Source organism: Streptomyces sp. C (assembly GCF_000158895.1).
Classification (GTDB): Bacteria; Actinomycetota; Actinomycetes; order Streptomycetales; family Streptomycetaceae; genus Streptomyces; species Streptomyces racemochromogenes.
In genome coordinates this window covers 5,468,889-5,489,850 of record NZ_GG657750.1, presented here as the reverse complement: position 1 = coordinate 5,489,850, position 20,962 = coordinate 5,468,889, and the positions used below count along the sequence as shown (strand labels likewise).

General features: G+C 72.9%; 19 protein-coding genes. 10 read left to right on the top strand and 9 right to left on the bottom strand.

The genetic code is table 11. From position 1 onward, the window contains the following. The first annotated feature begins 18 nt into the window (after positions 1-18). From SSNG_RS24955 to SSNG_RS24935, 5 genes are all read left to right on the top strand, one after another. A complete protein-coding gene (locus SSNG_RS24955) occupies positions 19-717 on the top strand; it encodes an energy-coupling factor ABC transporter permease (protein ID WP_007266687.1) in 699 nt (232 codons plus the stop codon). Continuing rightward, positions 717-1,193, top strand: coding sequence for an energy-coupling factor ABC transporter substrate-binding protein (locus SSNG_RS24950; RefSeq protein WP_007266686.1), 477 nt, complete (start codon positions 717-719; stop codon positions 1,191-1,193). Before SSNG_RS24955 ends, SSNG_RS24950 begins: the two co-directional genes overlap by 1 nt. 3 nt (positions 1,194-1,196) lie before the next feature. Further along, complete coding sequence (gene cbiQ / locus SSNG_RS24945; RefSeq protein WP_042801835.1) at positions 1,197-1,946, top strand: cobalt ECF transporter T component CbiQ; 750 nt, start codon at positions 1,197-1,199, stop codon at positions 1,944-1,946. Beyond that, positions 1,937-2,764, top strand: coding sequence for an ATP-binding cassette domain-containing protein (locus SSNG_RS24940; protein ID WP_007266684.1), 828 nt, complete (start codon positions 1,937-1,939; stop codon positions 2,762-2,764). Before cbiQ ends, SSNG_RS24940 begins: the two co-directional genes overlap by 10 nt. Positions 2,765-2,876: 112 nt before the next feature. Further along, positions 2,877-3,431: a PadR family transcriptional regulator gene (locus SSNG_RS24935; protein WP_007266683.1), complete on the top strand. Its 555-nt coding sequence runs from the start codon at positions 2,877-2,879 to the stop codon at positions 3,429-3,431. Positions 3,432-3,476: 45 nt separating this feature from the next. On the opposite strand, the gene SSNG_RS24930 is transcribed toward SSNG_RS24935, so the two are convergent. The 8 genes from SSNG_RS24930 to SSNG_RS24890 form a co-directional block, all read right to left on the bottom strand. Next, complete coding sequence (locus SSNG_RS24930) at positions 3,477-3,689, bottom strand: EF-hand domain-containing protein (RefSeq protein WP_007266682.1); 213 nt, start codon at positions 3,687-3,689, stop codon at positions 3,477-3,479. Between the two features lie 141 nt (positions 3,690-3,830). Further along, entirely contained in the window at positions 3,831-5,021 is a 1,191-nt protein-coding gene (locus tag SSNG_RS24925; RefSeq protein WP_042801832.1) for a beta-propeller fold lactonase family protein, read from the bottom strand. Continuing rightward, a complete protein-coding gene (locus tag SSNG_RS24920) occupies positions 5,018-5,809 on the bottom strand; it encodes a polysaccharide deacetylase family protein (RefSeq protein ID WP_042801830.1) in 792 nt (263 codons plus the stop codon). The genes SSNG_RS24925 and SSNG_RS24920 overlap by 4 nt, the downstream gene beginning before the upstream one ends. Positions 5,810-6,192: 383 nt before the next feature. Then, on the bottom strand, positions 6,193-6,750 hold the full coding sequence (locus tag SSNG_RS24915) for an ATP-binding protein (RefSeq protein WP_241695115.1): 558 nt from the start codon (positions 6,748-6,750) through the stop codon (positions 6,193-6,195). A 198-nt stretch (positions 6,751-6,948) separates the two neighbouring features. Then, positions 6,949-7,716, bottom strand: a complete 768-nt coding sequence (locus tag SSNG_RS24910) for an enoyl-CoA hydratase-related protein (protein WP_007266678.1) — start codon at positions 7,714-7,716, stop codon at positions 6,949-6,951. A gap of 86 nt (positions 7,717-7,802) precedes the next feature. After that, positions 7,803-9,026, bottom strand: a complete 1,224-nt coding sequence (locus SSNG_RS24905; RefSeq protein WP_007266677.1) for an Ig-like domain-containing protein — start codon at positions 9,024-9,026, stop codon at positions 7,803-7,805. 133 nt (positions 9,027-9,159) lie between these two features. Then, a complete protein-coding gene (locus SSNG_RS42315; RefSeq protein WP_007266676.1) occupies positions 9,160-11,475 on the bottom strand; it encodes a choice-of-anchor A family protein in 2,316 nt (771 codons plus the stop codon). 165 nt (positions 11,476-11,640) lie between these two features. Next, the gene (locus tag SSNG_RS24890; RefSeq protein ID WP_347232467.1) at positions 11,641-12,852 is read right to left on the bottom strand and encodes an Ig-like domain-containing protein; all 1,212 of its coding nucleotides are present in this window, start codon (positions 12,850-12,852) and stop codon (positions 11,641-11,643) included. 267 nt (positions 12,853-13,119) lie between these two features. Between SSNG_RS24890 and glgX the strand changes: the two genes are divergently transcribed. Next, positions 13,120-15,324, top strand: a complete 2,205-nt coding sequence (glgX, locus tag SSNG_RS24885) for a glycogen debranching protein GlgX (protein WP_165365071.1) — start codon at positions 13,120-13,122, stop codon at positions 15,322-15,324. A gap of 121 nt (positions 15,325-15,445) precedes the next feature. Next, entirely contained in the window at positions 15,446-16,183 is a 738-nt protein-coding gene (locus SSNG_RS24880) for a CDP-alcohol phosphatidyltransferase family protein (RefSeq protein WP_042801824.1), read from the top strand. Here SSNG_RS24880 and SSNG_RS24875 read toward each other — a convergent pair. Further along, entirely contained in the window at positions 16,164-16,658 is a 495-nt protein-coding gene (locus SSNG_RS24875; RefSeq protein WP_042801822.1) for an adenylyltransferase/cytidyltransferase family protein, read from the bottom strand. The two genes, SSNG_RS24880 and SSNG_RS24875, sit on opposite strands and share 20 nt — an antisense overlap. Positions 16,659-16,831: 173 nt before the next feature. Between SSNG_RS24875 and SSNG_RS24870 the strand changes: the two genes are divergently transcribed. From SSNG_RS24870 to SSNG_RS24860, 3 genes are read left to right on the top strand one after another with little or no spacing between them, the layout of a single operon-like run. Next, positions 16,832-18,037, top strand: coding sequence for a glycosyltransferase (locus SSNG_RS24870; protein WP_042804079.1), 1,206 nt, complete (start codon positions 16,832-16,834; stop codon positions 18,035-18,037). Continuing rightward, positions 18,034-19,686: a hypothetical protein gene (locus SSNG_RS24865; RefSeq protein ID WP_007266670.1), complete on the top strand. Its 1,653-nt coding sequence runs from the start codon at positions 18,034-18,036 to the stop codon at positions 19,684-19,686. Before SSNG_RS24870 ends, SSNG_RS24865 begins: the two co-directional genes overlap by 4 nt. Further along, positions 19,683-20,894 carry a hypothetical protein gene (locus SSNG_RS24860; protein ID WP_007266669.1) on the top strand — a complete coding sequence of 404 codons (1,212 nt, stop codon included), beginning with the start codon at positions 19,683-19,685 and terminating at the stop codon, positions 20,892-20,894. The genes SSNG_RS24865 and SSNG_RS24860 overlap by 4 nt, the downstream gene beginning before the upstream one ends. Positions 20,895-20,962 lie beyond the last annotated feature (68 nt).

Here is a 20,962-nt window from a genome sequence, read left to right as displayed (position 1 = left end):
GGAGAGGTCTCCCAACCCATGCATATAGCCGAGGGGTTCCTACCCCCTTTGCACGCGGCCGCCTGGGGCGCCGCGTCCGCCCCCTTCGTCGTCCACGGGGTCCGCGCGCTGACCCGCGAGGTGAAGGCGAACCCAGAGAGCACACTGCTGCTCGGGGCGTCCGGTGCGTTCACGTTCGTCCTGTCCGCCCTGAAGATCCCTTCCGTGACGGGAAGTTGTTCGCACCCGACGGGGACGGGGCTCGGAGCCATCCTCTTCCGGCCGCCGATCATGGCGGTGCTCGGCACGATCACCCTCCTCTTCCAGGCGCTGCTGCTGGCCCACGGCGGACTCACCACGCTGGGCGCCAACGTCTTCTCGATGGCCGTCGCCGGGCCCTGGGCCGGCTACGGGGTCTACCGGCTGCTGCGGAAGTCCGGCGCGCCGCTGATGGTGACCGTCTTCTTCGGCGCGTTCTTCGCCGACCTGGTCACCTACTGCGTCACCTCCGTCCAGCTGGCGCTGGCCTTCCCCGACCCGGCGAGCGGCTTCCTGGGCTCCCTGGAGAAGTTCGCGGGCATCTTCGCCCTCACCCAGATCCCGCTCGCGATCAGCGAGGGCCTGCTGACGGTCCTCGTGATGCGGCTGCTGATGCAGTCCAGCAAGTCGGACCTGGTCCGGCTCGGTGTCGCGAAGCTGACCGGGGGCAAGCAGGCGAAGCAGGAGGCGGCCCTCTGATGAGCAGGAACGCGAAGATCAACACCCTGCTGCTGCTCCTGGTGGCGGCGCTGGCGGTGATCCCGCTCGCGCTGGGGCTCGGCGACGGCAAGGAGGAGCCGTTCACCGGCGCCGACGCGCAGGCCGAGGCGGCCATCACCGAGCTGAAGCCGGACTACGAGCCCTGGTTCGCCCCGCTGTACGAGCCCCCGTCGGGCGAGGTGGAGTCGGCGCTGTTCGCCCTCCAGGCGGCGCTCGGGGCGGGCGTGCTCGCCTACTACTTCGGCGTCCGCAAGGGCCGCCGCCAGGGCGCGGCGCAGGCCCTCGCCCGTGCCGAAGCCGAGGCGGAGGCCCAGGCCGATGCCCAGGCCGGGGCCGGGGCCGGGGCCGGGGCCGGAGCCAGGGCCGATGCCCAGGCCGGGACCGGGGCCGAGGCCGAGGCCGGCGCTCAGGCCGGGGCCGGCGCCGAGCAGACCCGTACGACATCGGAGCCGTAGGCGGTGCTGCCGATCGACGTGGCGGCGCACTCCAGCCGCTGGCGGGGCCGCCACCCCCTGGAGAAGGCCCTGCTGGGGCTCGGGCTCACCGTCACCGCGGTGTGCCTGCCGCCCTGGCCGGGCGGGCCGCTGGTGGCCGCCGCGACCCTGGCCGTGCTGCTCGGGCCCGCCGGCGTGGCCGGGCGGCAGCTCTGGCGGGCCTTCCGGGTCCCGCTGGGCTTCTGCGTGACCGGTGCGCTGCCGCTGCTGGTGTCGGTGGGAGGCCCGGACGGGTTCCTCGCCCCGGCCCCGGACGGGCCCCGGCACGCGGCGGAGCTGCTGCTGCGCACCTCGGCGGCCTCGCTCGGGGTCCTGCTGTTCGCCTTCACGACGCCGGTCTCGGACGTGCTGCCGCGGCTGGTGCGGGCCGGGGTGCCGGCGCCGGTGGTGGACGTGGCCCTGGTGATGTACCGGATCGGCTTCCTGCTGCTGGACTCGATGGCGCAGGTCCGGCGCGCCCAGGCGGCCCGGCTGGGGCAGGCGGGCCGGGCGGCGGTGTGGCGATCGCTGGCAGGGCTCGCCGCGACCTCGTTCGTCCGGGCCTTCGACCGCGCGGCCCGGCTCCAGGAGGGGCTGGCGGGGCGCGGTTACGACGGCGCGCTGCGGGTGCTGGTACCCGAAGCGGCGCTGTCCTGGCGGTTCCTGACGGGGTCCGCCGCCCTGCTGACCGCCCTGGTCGCGGGGACCCTCGTACTGAAGGAGCTGTGGCTGTGACCCCGTTGGTGGAGCTGGTCGGCGCGGGGTACGCGTACGAGGACGGCCCGGCCGTGCTGTCCGGGGTGGACTTCGGCATCGCCGAGGGCCGCGCGCTGGTGCTGCTCGGCCGCAACGGCAGCGGCAAGACCACGCTGATGCGGCTGCTGAGCGGGGGCCTGCGGCCCGGCTCGGGGACGCTGCGGCTCGGCGGCGCCGAGGTGGCGTACGACCGCAAGGGCCTGGTCCGGCTGCGCACCTCGGTGCAGCTGGTGGTGCAGGACCCCGACGACCAGCTCTTCGCGGCCTCCGTGGAGCAGGACGTGTCCTTCGGCCCGATGAACCTGGGGCTGCCGGCGGCGGAGGTCCGCGAGCGGGTGGACGCCGCGCTGGCCGCGCTGGACATCACCGCGCTGCGGGACCGCCCGACGCACCTGCTGTCGTACGGGCAGCGCAAGCGCGCGGCGATCGCGGGCGCGGTGGCGATGGCCCCGCGGGTGCTGATCCTGGACGAGCCCACGGCCGGCCTCGACCCGGACGGGCAGGAGCGCCTCCTGGACGTCCTCGCGGGGCTGCGCGCGGCCGGCACCACGGTGGTCATGGCCACCCACGACGTGGACCTCGCGGTGCGCTGGGCCGACGACGCGGCCGTACTCACCCCGTCGGGGATCCGCACGGGCCCGGCCGCCGAGCTGCTCTCGGACCCGGAGCTGCTCGCGTCGGCGGGGCTGCGGTCGGCCTGGGCGCCGGTGGTCGGCGCGTTCCTGCGGGCGCGGGGGGTGCTGGCGGACGGGGCGCCGGGGCCGCGCACCCCGGAGGAGCTCGCGGCGCTGGGCTGAGCGGGGCCGCGCAGGGGCGGACCCGGAGCGGGGTGGCCCTGCGGGGCGGGGTGTCCCGGTGTGCCCACCCGTCCCGCCCTGCGGGTCGATCGCCCACACCTAACATGGCCCTATGTCGCTGCCGCACGCCATCCTCACCGCCCTGATGGAGAAGCCCTCGTCGGGGCTGGAGCTGACCCGGCGGTTCGACAAGTCGATCGGCTACTTCTGGTCCTCGACGCACCAGCAGATCTACCGGGAGCTGGGGCGGCTGGAGGAGGCGGGGCTGATCCGGGCGCTGCCCAGCGAGGTGCCCGTGCGCGGGCAGAAGAAGGAGTACGAGGTGCTGCCCGACGGCCGCGCGGAGCTGGCGCGGTGGGTGGACGAGAGCCAGGACCCGAAGCCGGTGCGGGACGCGCTGCTGCTGCGGATCCGCGCGGCGGCGGTGGTCGGGCCGCAGGGGCTGGGGCCGGAGCTGCGGCGCCACCTGGACCTGCACCGGGCGCAGTTGGCCACGTACGAGGCCATCGAGGCGAAGGACTTTCCGGCGGGGCGGGACGCGGACGCGGACCGGCTGCGCCGGCTCGTGCTGCGCGGGGGCATCGCCCTGGAGGGCTTCTGGCTGAGCTGGCTGGAGGAGGCCCTGGCGGAGGTCGAGGCGCTGTCGGAGAGGGAGGGCGGGGCCTGACGCGCCCCCGCCCCGGCGGGCGGGGCGGAGGCGGACGCGCCGCGCCTACTTGTTCAGGGAGGCCCAGAACTCGTCGAAGCTCATCAGCTTGTCGCCGTCGCTGTCCTTGGCGGCGATCACGGAGTCCGCGACCGCGGCGGTGACGTAGTGGTCACCCATCGCCTTCATGGCCGCGCTGTACTCGTCGGCCGTGACGAAGCCGTCACCGTTCACGTCGAACTTGTCGAACGTCGCCCGTGCGCTCTCGATGTCAGCCACTGGGTCCACCCCTTCTCGGTGCTTCTTGACCGGCTCAGGGTAGCGGCCCGGGGTGCCGGAGGCTCCCGCGGGTCCCGTTCGGGCGGCAGACCCACGGTGTCCCGGGTGCGCTGCGGGCTCCCGGGGCACCGTCGCGTCCCGCTACCGGAAGATGCCGGTGTGGCCGAGGGAGTAGCGGCCGGGCTGGGGGTACACGGCGAGGCCGTGGGGGCCGCCGCCGACCGGGATGCGGGCCAGCTGCTTGCCGGTGACGGTGTCGATCGCGTAGACCTCGGAGTTGTAGCGGCCGGAGAGCCACAGCACCCGGCCGTCGGCCGAGACGCCGCCCATGTCGGGGCTGCCGCCGTCGGGCAGCTGCCACTTCTTGGTGAGGCGGTTCTCCTTGAAGTCGAAGACCGAGACGCTGCCCTCGCCGCGGTTGGAGACGTACATCTCCCTGGAGTCGCGGCTGACGTACAGGCCGTGGCAGCCCTTGCCGGTGGGCAGCAGCTTGGGTACGTCGAACTTGTCCCCGCTGAGCACCCACATGCCGTGCGCCATCATGTCGGCGACGTAGAAGGTCTTCCCGTCGGGGGAGATCTTGACGTCCTGCGGCATGGCGCCCTCGAAGGGCAGCTTCTGCTGGCCGATCACCTCCATCTTCTCGGTGTCGACCTTGAGCAGTTCACCGGAGAACTCGCAGCTGACGATGAAGTAGCGGCCGTCCGCGGAGAAGTCGGCGTGGTTGACGCCGAAGCAGGTGACGGGGACGGTCTTCACCCGGTCCATGGTGTGCGGATCGCGGAAGACCAGCTCGCGGTCCATGGAGGCCATCACGACGGCGTACTTGCCGTTGGGCGTGAAGTACAGGTTGTACGGGTCGTGCACCTCGACGGGCTTGCCGGCCTCGCCGGTGGCCGGGTTGATCGGGGTGAGGGTGTGGCCGCGGTTGTTGTTGACCCAGAGGGTCTTCATGTCCCAGGAGGGCACCACGTGCTGCGGCTGGACGCCGACGGGGATGGTGTCGATGACCTTGTACGTGGCCGGGTCGATGACGGACACCGTGTTGGAGTTGGTGTTCGGGACGTAGACCCGGGACGGGAAGTCCTTGACCGCCGGGGAGAGCTTGTTCGGCCGGTCGGCGGCGTACACGTCGTGGGGGTCGAGCAGCGGGGGCATCCCGGCCAGGCCCGGCGGCACGGCCGGGACGGCCTTGACGGGCTGCCTGGCGGGCCCCTTGGTGCCGAGCGCCTCGGCGGGGGCCTTGTCGGCCGATCCGCAGCCGGCCAGGGCGGCGAGGACCAGACCGGCCAGCAGCACGGTGGCCTTCCGGGGAAGGCGGGTGGTCTTCATGAGGTCAGCAGCTCCGTGGTGGTCACCGCGCGCAGTTCGCGGCGCGCGAGTTCTTCGAGGAGGGGCGGCATCGCGTCGACCGTGTCCGCGTAGCCGAAGTGCAGGCTCACCACCGATCCGGGCCGGATCGTCCCGGTGACGTTGCGGATGACGGCCGCCGCGCCGGGCGAGGTGAAGTCGAGGGAGTCCACGTCGTACGAGAGGACGTGCGGGTAGCCCGCCCGCTGGGCGAGGGTCCGGACGAGGGGGGTGGCGTACTGGGTCTGCGAGGGGCGGAACCAGGTGCCGATGGAGCCGGTGAGCCGTTTGAGGCGCTGGGCGCAGCCGGTGATCTCGGCGTAGGCCTCGGCCTCGGACATGCCGTTGATGGCGAGGTGGCGCTGGGTGTGGTTGCCGAGTTCGTGGCCGCCGTCCAGGATCCGCCGGGCCATGTCGGGGTGTTCGTCGAGCCAGCTGCCGATGGCCAGTACGGTGACCCGCGCGCGGGCCTCCTCCGCCGCGGCGAGTACGGCGCGGGCGGTGGCGGGGTGCCCGTTGCCGTGGAAGGTGAGGGCGACCCGGGGCCGGTCGCGGGGGCCGTGCGCGATCTCCACGGGCTGTCCCGGGATGCGGCGGGGGGCCGGGGCCGCGGGCGCCTGCCCGGCCGGGCGGGCGGGCGGGGCGGCGGTGGCCCGGACGGGTCCCGGCGCTGCCCGGCCGCCGCCCGTGCCGCAGGCCGCGGTGAGGGCGCCGGCGGCGGCCGCCGCCGCGGCGCGCAGGGCGGTACGGCGGTCTGGATAACAGAGCACCCGCCCATTTAAGAGCCGGATCACCCTCAAGGTAATGATTGACCCAATTTGGGACTTTCGTCGGACAGGGGCCCAGACCCGGCCGTCCGCTATGTGATCAACGATTTACGCAGAGCGGTCGATATTTATTCGTTGATTGCGAGGCGAGTGGCCCATCTCACCTAGGATTTAGGTGGAAACTCTTGGGATATGCACACTTATGTCCGAGTCGGGACTTTTGGCGTTCAGGCGCTCGTCTGCCATAGTCGGAACCACGGCTTCCCTTTGACCCGAGCGAAGTCACCCCGCCGAGGATCACACACCCCATCGATCCTCGGCGCACCCATGAAACCCCCGTAGCGCCCCACCTCGGCGACAGGGGGTTTCTGGCGTTCCGGGGCCGCTCAGCGGTCGGCGACCCGCATCTCGAACCAGGTGATCTTGCCGCGCGGCAGCAGGTCGGCGCCCCAGCGGTCGGAGAGCTTGTCGACGAGGAAGAGCCCCCGGCCGGTGGTGTCCAGCTCGTGGACCGGCATCAGGCAGGGCAGCCCGCGCGAGGGGTCGCGCACCTCCACCCGGATCCAGCCGCGCCGCCGCAGCATCCGTAAGCCGAAGGAGCGGGCGCCGGTGTGGCGCACGGCGTTGCCGACGAGCTCCGAGACCAGCAGGACGGCGTGCTCGGAGATCTGCGGCGACAGCCCCCAGAAGCGGACGACCACGCTCTGGGTGAGCCGGCGGGCCGTACTCGCGGACTCCGGCATGGACGGCAGGGTCACTTCCGCCTCGGCCGGGTTGCCGTACAACTCCAGGGCTCTGAGCCCCTGTTCGTCCTCGACCGCCGCCGTGAGCCGTACGGCCGAAGCGCTGCTGCGCTGCCGCGGCTGTTCCACACCCTCCAGGCCCGCCATGCACCCATCATGGACGGCCCGCGCGCCCGTCCGGGCCGTTCCACAGGAATACACCCCCCGGAACCATGGATTCCGAGGGGGTGTCCCGGCATATGCGAAAGGCAATCGAGGGCTGCATGAACCACCCTGACCTGGGGTGACGTTCCGCTGTGCGACGATCACCGTCAGTGGATCACCAGGTGCCCTTAAGGCTGCCTTAAGGCTGGGCTAATCCACCCGCAGGGGTTCCGTCCGGCCGCCTTCGAGCACTCCTCAGACGAACTTGGCCTTGCCCGGGCCCTCTTCGACGAAGCTGCGCATCCCGCGCTCGCGGTCCTCGGTGGCGAACAGGCCCGCGAACCAGTTGCGTTCGATGGTCAGGCCGGTGTCGATGTCCGCCTCCAGGCCGGCGTCCACGCACTCCTTCGCGGCGCGCAGCGCGATCGCCGGGCCCTGGGCCAGCTTGGCGGCCCAGGCGTGCGCCTGCTCGTACACCTCGGCGGCGGGCACGACCCGGTCCACCAGGCCGAGGGCGAGGGCCTCTTCGGCCTTGACCATGCGGCCGGTGAAGATCAGGTCCTTGGCCTTGGACGGGCCGATCAGCCGGGAGAGCCGCTGGGTGCCGCCCGCGCCCGGGATCAGGCCGAGCAGGATCTCGGGCTGGCCGAGCTTCGCGTTGTCGGCGGCGATCCGGTAGTCGGCGCACAGGGCGAGCTCACAGCCGCCGCCGAGGGCGTAGCCGGTGATGGCGGCGACGACGGGCTTGGGGATCCGGGCCACGGCGGTGAAGGCGTCCTGGAGCGCGCGGGACCGGGCGACCATGGCCGCGTGGTCCATGTTCTGCATCTCCTTGATGTCCGCACCGGCCGCGAACACCTTCTCCCCGCCGTAGAGGACGACCGTGCGCACGTCGGCGCGGTCGGTGGCCTCCACGGCGAGCTCGCGCAGCCGGTCCTGGGTGGCGATGTCCAGGGCGTTCATGGGCGGGCGGTCCAGCAGGATGGTGCCGACGCCTTCGGAGACTTCGAGAGAGATGGTCATACAGGGAAGGTTAGCGGCGGTTAACGCCGAGTGGCCCGGTGCTGTGGGTCACAGCACCGGGCCACCGGCTCACCTGCGCGGATCGGCTACTTGATCCACTCCGCCCAGTCCATGTTCCATCCGTTGAGGCCGTTGTCCGGGGCGATCTGCTTGTCCTTGGAGTTCTTCACGACGACCACGTCGCCGATCAGCGACTCGTTGAAGAACCACGCCGCGGGGGTGTTGGGGTCGCCGGCGCCGCGCTCGTCCTCCAGGCCGACGCAGCCGTGGCTGACGTTCTCCGAGCCGAACGTGCTGGAGGGGGCCCAGTAGTTGCCGTGGACGAAGGTGCCCGAGGTCGACAGGCGCATCGCGTGCGGGACGTCCGAGATGTCGTACTCGCCGCCGAAGCCGACGGTGGCGCCGTTCATCCGGGTCACCTTGTACTTCTCGCTGATGACCATCTGACCGTTGTAGGTGGTCGTCGACGGGGCGCCCGCGGTGATCGGGATGGTCTTGAGGACCTGGCCGTCGCGCACGACCTCCATCTTCTTGGAGGTGGCGTCGACGGTGGTGACCTGGGAGCGGCCGACGGTGAAGGTGACCGTGCGGGTCTGCTTGCCGTAGACGCCGGGGCGGCCCTCGACGCCGTCGAGCGCGAGCTTCACGGTGACCTTGGTGCCCGCCGCCCAGTACTTCTCGGGGCGGAAGTCGAGGCGGTCGTTGCCGAACCAGTGGCCCTCGATCGGCACGGACGGCTCGGCCGTGACGGTGATGGCCTTCTCGACGGCCTCGGTGTTGGTGATGCCGCGGGTGAAGTTGATGGAGACGGGCATGCCCACGCCGACGGTCGAGCCGTCCTCGGGCGTGTAGTGGCCCACGAAGGTGTTCTGCGGGGTCAGGGTGCTGAAGGTGGTGTCCTTGGCGGACTCGCGGCCGGCCTCGTCCTTGGCCACCGCGTGCACCTTGTACTCGGTGGCGGCGGCCAGGTTGCGGGCGGGCTCCCAGGTCGCGCCGTCGGCGGCCAGCTTGCCCTCGACCGCGTTGCCCTTGGTGTCGGCCACCGTCACGGTGGTCAGCTTGCCCCCGCTGCTGGTGATCTTCAGGACGCCGCTGGTGGCGACTTCCTTCGACCCGTCGTCCGGCTTGACGTTGACCACGGCCTTGGACGCCTCGGTACCGGTCTTCGCCGTACCGCCACCGGCCTTGCCGTTGTCCCCGCCGCTGCCCCCGCTGTTGCCGCCGCCGCTGCACGCGCTGGTCAGCAGCAGGGCCGCCCCCAGCAGAACGGCCGGCAGGCCGGTGCGGACGCGGCCGCGTATCGGCTGCAGGTTCACTCGTGTTCTCCCCATGTCCCCCGCGCACGGACAGTCGCGCGCTTGTCGACAGGAAATCACATGGGGAGATTACGAATAGGCACAGTCGTGTCACCGTTCCGTCCCAAGTGCCGGGGCGGACGGGGGGTCAGGCCTTGCGGTCACCGCCCAGGGGCCAACCACCGGGGTTCCAGCCGGGACCGTCGTGGTCGGGACGCCCGTGGTCGGGACCGTCGTGGTCGGGACGGCCGTGGTCGGGCTTCCCGTGGTCGGGACGGCCGTGGTCCGGCTTGCCGTGGTCCGGCTTGCCGTGGTCCGGCTTGCCGTGGTCCGGCTTGCCGTGGTCCGGCTCGTCCTTGCAGTGGCAGGTCTGGCCGTCGTGCGCGCGCTTGTTGAGGAGGGTGACGGCGATCCGGTGGCCGGGAGTGCGCCCGTCCAGGGTCAGCGGGCCCGTCACCGGGTCGCGCGGCAGCACGTAGCCGTCGGGTACGTCCACCTCGACCACGTAGTACGAACCGTCCGGGAGCTCGTCGAAGGCGCAGACGCCGTCCCGGCCGGTGGTGCACTCGTCCCCGACCCGCTCGTCCGCGTTGTCCCCGGTGCGCTGCAGGCCCACGGCCCCGCCGGTCTCCCGCCAGAGCTCGAACTCCGCGCCGCGCAGCGGCCGCTTCGTCTTGGCGTCCTTCTTCAGCACCTTGATGACGCCGCCCGGGTCCTCGTCAGCCTTCCGGTTCGGGACGGTGACGATGACGTACTCCTCCGTCTCGCCGGGTTCCACGTCGAAGGGGGTGACGGGGTCGCGGGGCCGTTCGTAGCCCGCCGGCAGGCCGACCTCCCGCCAGTAGTAGCGCTCGCCGACGGGCAGCTCGACCGTGCAGGTGCCCCGCTCATCGGTCACGCAGGCGCCGTCGCCGAGGAGGGTGTCGGGGTTCGTCCCGGTCTGGAGGCCGGCGGTGCCGTTGCTCTCGCGCCACAGCTCGAAGCGGGCGCCCGGCAGCGGGTCGCCGGAGTCCTTGTCGATCTTCCGCAGCACGACCCGGGCGCTCTCGTCCGGCGGTACGGGGGTCCTGGTGTTCACGGCCGTCCACCGCACCCCTTGGGCGGCGTTCTCGGCCGTCAGGACCAGCGTGTGGACGGGCTGCGCGGGGAGGTCGTAGCCGGTGGGCGGGGTGGTCTCGCGCCAGTAGTAGGTGCCGAGCTCCTCCTCGCGCGCGCAGATGCCGTCCGCGCCCGTGGTGCAGTCGGCGACCTTGGTGTCGGGGTCCGAGCCGGTGGCCTGGAGTCCGTCGGCGCCGTTGGTCTCCTTCCACAGCTCGAACTTCGCCCCGGACAGGGCCCGGCCGTTCTCGTCGTGCTTGAGGACGGACACCGACCCACGGGCCGGCGGGACGGGCGCGCAGTCGGGCAGGTCGCCGTTGAAGGGGTACGCGTGGAACTCCGCGCCCAGGCCGGTGGTCGGCGTCGGGCTGGTGTGGGTGATGCTGCCGGCGGTGAAGAAGCGGCCGTTCATGCCGATCACGGAGACGTCGGCGACCGACGCCTGCGGGCCGATCAGGACGCTGCCGCCGAGCTGCGCCGAGCCGGCGATGGTGACCGACTCCGCGTTGGGGAAGTTCCACAGCAGCCGCTCGCGCAGACCGGCCGGGAGCAGGGCGTTGTTGACGCGGAGTGCGGGGTTCTCCCCGGTGACGTTGACCAGGACGGTGGCGTTCTCCGGGATCCCGGCGAAGCGCAGGGTCTGCTGCCCGCCGGAGGGGGCGGAGAGGTCGAAGTCCACGTTGAAGACCTGGAGCGGCGAGCGGCCGTCACCGGTGAACACGGTTTCCTGGTCGCTGTACACGGCCCGGCCGGTCGCCGTGCGCGGGGCTCCTCCGGGGAAGGCGTAGCAGGTGCTGGCGGTGGTGAGGGCGCCGCGCAGGCGGGTGTAGGGGTCGGCGGCGTTGGCATCGCGGGTGCGGGTGCCGGTCACGTTGCCGGTGAGGGTGCCCGCGTAGCGGACGACACCGCCGTCGGCGAGGAGGGTCTGGCCGGTGGCCACGGTGACGTCGCCGCCGGTGGTCAGGAAGTCCGACCCGTTCGGCGGGGGAACGCGGGAGCCGACTCCGGCGATGCCCACGTTGTAGACGCCGGCGGTCTTGTTCATGTCGAAGTCGCCGAGGACGACGACCTTGCCCTCGGCCTCGGCGGCGCCCCGGCGCACCAGCATGTCCCCGCCGACGAAGACGTTGATGTTCCGGTCGCGGCCGGTGAAGTCGCGGTTGTTGGGATCCGGCCAGGAGGACGGACAGGCCTCGCCCACCTTGTCCCCCGGGATGCACGGCCCGAGGCCGCCCGGCAGCGGGGCCCTCAGGGTGCGAGCCGTGGCCGGCGGCTCGGTGCCGGGGCCCGCCGCGAGGGCCGTGGGGGACCCGCCGGCGAGTACGACGCCCACGGCCAGCCCGAGGGTCCATTTCCTTGCTGACATGACACTCCGTCCGCTGTCTCGGCCACCTGCCCGCGCCGGTGGCCCTGACAGGCTGCGGGCGGGCTTCGGCGCGGCGGACGGAAGACACTCGGCGAGTACGGCATTCCGGTCTGACAATCACTCGATTGCACCGCTTCCCCGGGGTGCGGGGAGGGCCGGAGTGTGTCAGCCGATGGCGGAGCCCGCCACCCAGTCGGCCCAGGACATGTTCCAACCGCCCAGGCCGTTGTTGGGGGCGACGGTCTTGTCCTGCGAGTTCACGACCTCCACCACGTCCCCGACCAGCGTCCGGTCGAAGAACCAGCCCGCCGGGGTGTCCGAGCCGCCGCCCTTGTCGTCGCGCAGGCCCACGCAGCCGTGACTGGTGTTGGTGGAGCCGAAGGTGTCGGGGCTGGCCCAGTAGTTGCCGTGCAGGAAGGTGCCGGAGGCGGTGAGCCGCATGGCGTGGGGGACGTCCGGGATGTCGTACTCGCCCTTGCCGTCCTCGCTGGTGAAGCCGACGGTGGCGCCGTTCATCCGGGTCACGTCGAACATCTCCATCACCACCATCTTGCCGTTGTAGGTGGTGTTCTTCGGCGCCCCGGCGCTGATGGGGATGGTGGACAGCAGCTGCCCGTCCCGGCGGACCTCCATGGTGTGCGCCTCCGCGTCGACGGTGGAGACCTGGGAGCGGCCGACGGTGAAGCGGATGGTCTTGTCCTGGATGCCGTACGAGCCGGGTGCGCCCTCGATGTCGCGGAGCTTCATCTTCACGGTGACCTCGGTGCCGGCCTTCCAGTAGGCCTTGGGCCGGAAGTCGAGGCGTTCGGAGCCGAACCAGTGGCCGACGACCTCCACGGCCGGGTCGGAGGTGATGGTGATGGCGCGCTCCACGTCGGCGCGCTGCTTGATCGACCGGTTGAAGTTGAAGGAGACGATCATGCCGGTACCGACGGTGGAGCGGTTCTCGGGCTTGAAGTAGCCGATGAACCGCTCCTCGGGGACGTAGGTGGTGAAGGTGGTGTGCCGGGCCTGGCGGCGGTTGTGCCCGTCGAGGGCGACCGCGTCTACGGTGTACTTGGCGGCGAGCGCGAGCCGTCCGGCGTCGGGGTCGGGGCTCCAGCTGAGGCCGTCGGCGGCGATCTCGCCGGGGACCTCCTCCTCCTGGGCGTCCTCGACCTTGGTGACCCGTACCCGTTCGAGGCGGCCCTCGGGGACGTTCACCCGCAGCGGGCCCTCGGCCGGTACGCCCTTGGCGTTGTCGTCGGGGGTGATCCGAATGGCTTCGTCCGGGGAGCGGGGTTTGCCGGGCAGCTGGATCTCGACGGGGGATCCGCCGTCCTCGGTGCAGCCGGTCAGACCGCCCAGCAGGCCCGCCCACGCCGCCACGGCGGCCAATCCCGCCCCTGCCCGCCTCGTCAGAAGAGTCACGTTCCGTCCAACGACCGGGGCCCTCCGGGGGAAACGTGAGGGCCGGGCACGTTCCGGGCAGAACAGTCCGGGCAGAACAGTGGGAAGGACCAGACGGGGCGGGCCCTGGCCGGGACGCCGGGCCGCATTGCCCCCGCCGGTACCGAGGAGCCGTGGAGGCGGGCAGTGTCGAGCGCAGCCGAGCAAGAGGCGGTGGATACCGCCGGCAGTGATGCCGGCAGGGCCGTCGAGGGGATGGACTCCGTACGGGAACGGGTCCAGGCGAAGGTGTTACGGGCCGCCGCGCACCCGCCGCCACCGGTGTGGCCGGGCTCCTCGCACCCGCTGGGGGCCCGCTACCACGCGGGACCGGCCGGGGTGGAGGGCACCAACTTCGCGCTCTGGGCGCAGGGCGCGGAGGCGGTGGAGCTGTGTCTGTTCGACGCCTTCGGGGCGGAGACGCGCTGCACCCTGACCGAGCTGACGCACGAGATCTGGCACGGCTTCGTACCGGGCGTGCGGCCCGGACAGCGGTACGGCTTCCGGGTGCACGGGCGCTGGGACCCCTGGACGGGTGCCCGGTACAACCCGGCGAAGCTGCTGCTGGACCCGTACGCGCGGGCGGTCGACGGCGACTTCTCGCTGCCGCCGGAGGTGTACGGGCACGTCCGGGACTGGCCGCAGCAGTACATCGCGGACACGGTGCGCGACGACCGGGACTCGGCCCCGTACGTCCCGAAGGGGGTGGTCGTCCACGATGACGACGACTGGTCGGACGACGTCCGGCCGAAGACCCCCTGGGCCGACACGGTGATCTACGAGCTGCACGTGCGCGGGTTCACGATGCGCCATCCGGGTGTTCCGGAGGAGCTGCGCGGCACGTACGCGGGGCTGGCCCATCCGGCGGCGGTGGGGCACCTGAAGTCGCTGGGCGTGACGGCGGTGGAGCTGCTGCCGGTGCACCAGTTCGCGCACGAGGACCACCTGCTGCGGCGGGGCCTGCGCAACTACTGGGGGTACAACTCGGTGGGGTACTTCGCCCCGCACGCCGGGTACTCCGCCAGCGGGACGACGGGGCAGCAGGTCGGCGAGTTCAAGCGGATGGTGAAGGCCCTGCACGCGGCGGGCATCGAGGTCATCCTCGACGTGGTCTACAACCACACGGCGGAGGCCGGGGAGCTGGGGCCGACCCTGTCGCTGCGCGGGATCGACAACCGGGGCTACTACCGGCTCCAGTCGGACCAGCGCCGCTACGCCGACTACACGGGCTGCGGGAACACCCTGCACGCCGGGCGCCCGCACGTGCTGCGGCTGATCACGGACTCGCTGCGGTACTGGGTGACCGAGATGGGGGTGGACGGCTTCCGCTTCGACCTGGCGGCGGCCCTGGCCCGCTCGATGCACGACGTGGACATGCTGTCGCCGTTCCTCGCGGTGATCGCCCAGGACCCGGTGCTGCGGCGGGTCAAGCTGATCGCGGAGCCGTGGGACGTGGGCTCGGGCGGCTACCAGGTGGGGGCGTTCCCCCCGCTGTGGACGGAGTGGAACGACCGGTACCGGGACGCCGTGCGGGATTTCTGGCGGGGCGCGCTGCCCGACGTACGGGACCTGGGGTACCGGCTGTCGGGCTCCAGCGACCTGTACGCGTGGGGCGGGCGGCGGCCGTACGCCTCGGTGAACTTCGTGACCGCGCACGACGGGTTCACCCTGCGCGACCTGGTGTCGTACGAGCGCAAGCACAACGAGGCGAACGGGGAGGCCAACCGGGACGGCACCAACGACAACCGGTCCTGGAACTGCGGGGCCGAGGGCGAGAGCGGAGACCCGCGGATCGGGGCGCTGCGGCGGCGGCAGCTGCGCAACCTGCTGACGACGCTGCTGCTGTCGACGGGGGTGCCGATGCTGGTGGCGGGCGACGAGTTCGGGCGTACGCAGGGCGGCAACAACAACGCGTACTGCCAGGACAACGAGACGGGGTGGGTGGACTGGTCGCTGCTGTCCGACCCCGAGTGGAGCGGCCTGTTCGCGCTGACCCGGCGGCTGCTCTCGCTGCGCCGGGCGCATCCGGTGCTGCGCCGGCGGGCGTTCTTCTCGGGCCGGGCGCAGGGCGCGGACGGGCTGCGGGACCTGGCCTGGTTCACCCCGGCGGGTGCGGAGATGACGGAGCGGGACTGGTACGCGCCGGCCGCGGCTCTGGGCCTGTACCTGTCGGGGCGGGACATCCCGGGCCGGGACGAGCGGGGCCGGCAGGTGACGGACGACAGTTTCCTCGCACTGCTGCACGCCGGGGACCGGCCGGTGGAGTGGGTGCTGCCGGGCGCGCCGTGGGCGGCGGCGTACGAACTGGTGCTGGACACGGCGCGGGAGTCCCAGGAGGCTCCGCCGGGGACGCGGCACCGGGGCGGGGAGGCGCTGGCGGTGCCGGCCCGGTCGGTACTGCTGCTGCGGGTGGTGGGCTGAGACGGCGGCCTGCTTGCGGGAGTTGACCGATCCGGAGCGGAGGCTTTCGTTCCCCCTGCGATGATGTGCCCTTCCTGTGAACACACGATCACATGACCACATGGACAGGGCAGGGGCAGGCATGGGGAGATTCGGGACCGCGCTCCGGGAACTGCGGGGGGCGCAGAAGTCGGCCAAGGGGGTGTCGCTCTACTCCCGGTTCGTCAACCGGCCGGTCGGCCGGTACCTGGCCGCCGGGTCCTACGCGCTGGGCCTGACCCCCAACCAGGTCACCCTGATCAGCGCCGCGTTCAGCTTCTCCGCCGTCGCGGCGGTGGCGCTGGCCGCGCCCTCGTGGGGGCTGGGGGCCGCCGTCTGGGCGGCGCTCGCGGTCGGCTTCGCCTTCGACTCGGCCGACGGCCAGCTGGCCCGGCTCCGCGGCGGCGGGAGCGCGGCGGGCGAGTGGCTCGACCACGTGGTGGACGCCGCCAAGCTGACCGCGCTGCACGCCTGCGTGCTCATCGCCTTCCACCGCTTCCCCGAGGCGTACGGGATCGGAGGGGGCGGGGCCGCCTCGGACGGCTGGCTGCTGGTGCCGCTGGGCTTCCAGTTCGCCGCCGTCGTCACCTTCTTCGGGGGCCTGCTGACCGAGAAGCTCAAGCCGAAGGCCGCCCCCGGCAGCCCGGCCGCCGCCCCGTCGACCCTGCGCGCGGTGGCCCTGCTCCCCGTGGACTACGGGGTGTTCTGCCTCGTCTTCCTGCTGCTGGGCGGCGGGGCGCTGTTCCGCTGGGCGTACGCGGGTCTGGGCGCGGTCGCCGCCCTGTTCCTGCTGGCGTTCCTGACGAAGTGGTTCCGCGAGCTCAGCGCCGTTCGGCGGTGAACTGCTCCGGCAGCGGCGGGTGCGCCGGCTCGGCCAGGGCGTCCAGGGCGCGGCGCAGCTGGGTGCTGGAGGTGTGCACGGTGTACGGGAAGTAGACGACGTCGACCCCGTGGGCGGCGAAGTCCCGCTCCAGCTTGTCCCCCTTGGGGGTGCCCCGCCAGTCGTCGCCCTTGAAGATGACGTCGAAGCGGACCTGCTTCCAGGTCTCCACCTTGTCCGGGACCGTCTCCACGAAGGCGGCGTCGACGTACTTGACGCTGCGGACGATCTCCAGCCGTTCGACGAGCGGGATCATCGGGCGCCGCCCCTTGGCCCGTTCGGCCATCTCGTCCGAGACCACGCCGGCCACCAGGTAGTCGCACCGGCTGCGGGCGTGGCGCAGGATGTTGAGGTGGCCTATGTGGAACAGGTCGTACGCACCGGGCGCGTAGCCCACCCGGTACGGCCTGCGCTCGGACGGCACAGGGTCGGTCATGTCGCGCTCCGTCATCGGTTACCCCCCAGCGGCCGCACCCCCCGGCGCGGCGGATCAGCCGACAATAGCGCGCGCGTTCCACACCCCGTCGGGTGAACGAATAGGGTGACGTGCGCATCATCCAGGGGAGAAGGGGACGTTCAGTGTCCACATCCGGTCACCGGCGCCTGTTGCTGGTTTCCACCAACTACGCCCCGGAGCATGCGGGCATCGGCCCGTACGCCACCCAGATCGCGGAGCACTGGGCGAGTACCGGCCACGACGCGCACGTTCTGGCGGGCATGCCGCACTACCCGGCCTGGTCGGTCGAACCGGAGTACAAGGGGGTGCTGCGGCGCACCGAGAAGCGCGCGGGGGTCACCGTGCACCGGCGCGCCCACACCGTGCCGCCGCGTCAGACCGCCGTGCGGCGCGCCCTGTTCGAAGGATCGATTCTGCTGCACGGTGCCGCGGCCCCGCCCCGGATGCCGAAGCCCGACCTGGTCATGGCGCAGATGCCGAGCCTCGCCGGCGGGGTGACGGCCGCACGGCTGGCGGCCCGCTGGAAGGTGCCGTTCGTACCCGTCGTCCAGGACCTGATGGGCGCCGCGGCCGCGCAGAGCGGCATCAGCGGCGGGGACCGGGCGGCCGCGTTCGCCGCGCGCGCGGAGGCGTACGCCCTCAAGCGGGCCACGCTGGTCGGCGTCATCCACGAGACCTTCGTGGACCGGGTCGTGGCGATGGGCGTGGACCCCGGGAGGATCCGCCTCGTCCCGAACTGGTCACACGTGGCCAAGCCCACCAAGCCGCGCGGGGAGACCCGTCACCACCTGGGATGGGCGCCGGACCAGACCGTCGTCCTGCACTCCGGGAACATGGGCCTCAAGCAGGGCCTCGAAGTCCTCGTCGGCGCCGCCCGGCTGGATCCGGAGGTCCGCTTCGTCCTCATGGGCGACGGCAGCCAGCGCGCGGCCCTCGCGGACATGGCGGCCGACGTGCCGAACCTGGACATCATCCCGCCCGCCGCCGACAAGGGGTTCCCGGACGTCCTCGCCGCGGCGGACGTCCTCGCCGTCACGCAGCACGCCGCGGTGCTGGACATGAGCGTGCCGTCCAAGCTGACCTCCTACTTCCAGGCCGGCCGGCCCGTCGTCGCCTCCGTCGCGGCGCAGGGCGGGACCGCGCAGGAGGTACGGCGTTCGGGCGCCGGGGTGCTCGTACCGCCGGAGGACCCCGAGGCGCTGCTGAAGGCCGTCCGGTCCCTGGCCGAGGACCCGGAGGGCGCGGACGCCCTCGGGGCGGCCGGACCCGTCCACGTGGCCGCCCACCTGAGCCGTGAAGCGGGCCTGGCCCGCATCGACGCGCTGATCGGCGAAGCACTCGGGGGGAACCGGCCGTGACCGAGACGAACCGCCCGGCGACGGCCCCCGCCGAGGACGAACCGGACCTCCTCCGGGACCAGTTCAAGCAGCTCCTGCGCTACCGCCGGCTCCTCGGCGCCGGCCTGGCCGTCGGCCTGCTGGGCGGCGTCTACCTCGGCGTCTCCACGGCGGACACCTACGTGTCCGTCGCGGACGTGGTGCTGCGCGCGCCCACCGACGACCCGTTCAACCCGAGCCTGGCCCCCGACAAGGCCATCAACATCGGCTCGGAGCGGCAGGTCGCGCTCTCCCGCTCCATAGCCGAGCAGGCCGCGAAGACCCTCGGCGTGGCCGCCGAGGACGTCCCGGCGTTCCGCGGCGGCCTCCAGGTGACCAACCCGCCGCAGACGATGGTGCTGCGCTTCACCTACACCGCCGCCTCCCCCAAGGAGGCCGCCAAGCGCGCCAACGGAATGGCGGCCGCCTACCTGCTCAAGCGGCAGGAGGCCCTCGACGTCACCCGCACCACCATGGTCAAGGGGTACGAGGCCCAGCGCGACCCGGTCGCCAGGCAGCTCGACGAGGTGGCACGGCAGATCAACAGCATGCCGGCGGGCAACGCCCGGGACGCCTCCCTCTCCTCGCGGACCGACCTCCAGAACAAGGTCAACACCCTCAACGGCAACATCGCCAAGCTCCAGGCCCTGGACATGACCCCGGGCCGGGTCACCAGCGCCGCCGCCCCGCCCGCCGCCCCCGACGGGCCCGGCCTCCCCATGTCCCTCGCGCTCGGCGCGGCCGTCGGCGTGGCGCTCGGCCTGCTCGCCGCCTGGGTCCGGCTGGTCTTCGACCCGGCACCGCGCTCCGAGGGCGACGTGGCCCGGTCCCTGCGCGCACCCGTACTGGGCTACCTGCCCCGGGACCGGACCGGCGGCGGCCCGCTCCTCGCGGCCGGGGAGGCCGATCCGCGGCTCGCCGAGGAGTACCGCTCGGTGGCGTTCCGCCTCGCCTACGACTCCCGGTTCGCCGACCGGCGCCGGCTGCTGGTGGTCGCCCCGCGCGGCAGCAGCGAGACGGCCGCCGCCGTGGCCGTGAACCTGGCCGCCTCCTTCGCCGAGACCGGCAAGGACGTCCTGCTCATCGAGGCCGACCTGCGCACCCCGGTCCTGGCCAGCCAGCTGCCCACCGACACCGGCGACCGGCCGCGCCGGAGCGCGCTCTCGGGCGACTCCGCCGGCGGCGACTCCGAGTGGCCCGACGGGCGCCGGGTCGTCGTGGACGCCGCCGAGTCCGGCGACTTCGACCTGATCCCCGGCGACCGGGTGCGCAACGTGGCGAGGGCCCTGACCTCCCGGCGCACCGGCCGGCTGATCGCCGAGGCCGACACCCCCAACTCCACCGTCGTGGTGCTCGCACCGCCCGTGCTCTCGTACGCCGACGCGCTCGCCCTGGTCGACCGCGTCGACGGCGTCCTCGTGGTCTGCGACCCGCGCGCCGTGCACCGCAGCGACCTCTCCCGGATCCGCGAGCTGATCAGCGGCGCGGGCGGGACCGTGCTGGGCGCGGTGCTGCACGCCCCGCTGCCCTCCGGGAAGCGCGGGTCCACGGCCGCCGGAGACGGGGAGGCCGCCCCGGGCGAGGGGAGCGACACGGTGGCGCTGCGCACCGTCCGCACGGGCCAGAGGTGAGCCGGCGCGGTCTCGCCGCGGTCTCCTCGGTCCTGGACCAGGCCGCCTCCAGTGCCACGAACATCCTGGTGCTGGTGCTGGCCGCCCGGCTGTCGTCGGCGTCGGACTTCGCCGCCTTCTCGATGGTCTACGTGGCCTTCAGCGTGCTGCTCGGGCTCAACATGGCCTACGTCGGCCAGACCGTGGTGCTGGAGAAGGGCGCGGGGCTGGGCGGGGTGTGCCGCTCCTCCGTACTGTTCACGGCCGCCGCGTCCGCCGCGGCCGGGCTCGTACTGGCCGCGGCGGGCCTCGCGGTGCCCGGGGACGCCGGGTGGGCGCTGCTCGCGCTGGGCCTCGTACTGCCGCCGGTCCTCGTACAGGACGGGCTGCGCTACTGCTTCTCCGCCCTGCGGGTGCCCGAGCGGGCGCTGGCCGCGGACGCGCTGCGGCTGGTGTGCGTGGTCGCGGCGCTGGCCGTACAGCCGCAGGGGGTGTCGGCGGGCCGGCTGGTCCTGGTGTGGGGGCTGTCCGCGCTGCCGGCGCTGGCGGTGGGGCTGTGGCTGCTGCGGCCGTTCGTCCGCGGGGTGCGCGCCGACCTGCGGCCCTATCTGCGCCGCGGGCACCTGGGGCGGCGCTTCGTCGTCGAGTTCGCCGTGGGCAACGGCTCCAGCCAGCTCGCGGTGCTGGGGCTCGGGGCGTTCGCGACGCCGCTGGCCGTCGGTGCGCTGCGCGGCGCGGGCACCCTCTTCGGCCCCCTGAACGTGCTGTTCAACTCGGCGAACGCCTTCGGGCCGCCGGTGGTCGGCCGGGCCTCCGGCAAGCGGGGCGTGGTCAGGCTGACGCTGCTGACGGGGGCCGTCCTGGCGGTGCTGGGCGGGGGCTGGGCGGCGGTGCTGTACGTGCTGCCGGACCGGCTGGGCCGGCAGCTGCTCGGCGACACCTGGCCGGCGGCCGCCGCGCTGCTGCCCGCCACCGGTGCGCAGTACGCGGTCATGGGCCTGGGCACCTGCGCCCTGCTCACGCTGCGCGTGCTCGAACCGAAGGCCACCCTCTCGCTCCAGGTGGTGTTCTCGCTGCTGTCGGTGGCCCTGCTGCTGGGCGGGTACGCCGGGTGGGGCGTCATGGGCGCCGCCTGGGGGCTGGCCCTGGGCTCCGCCGCGAAGGCCGCCGCCGGGTGGCTGCGGGTGGCCCGGCTGGAGGTTCCGGCGGAGGTCGCGGCCGCCGCCTGAGGTGCACGGGAGCGGGCCCGGGACGGTGGTCGTCGTCCCGGGCCCGCGGTGTGTCCGGATCAGGTACC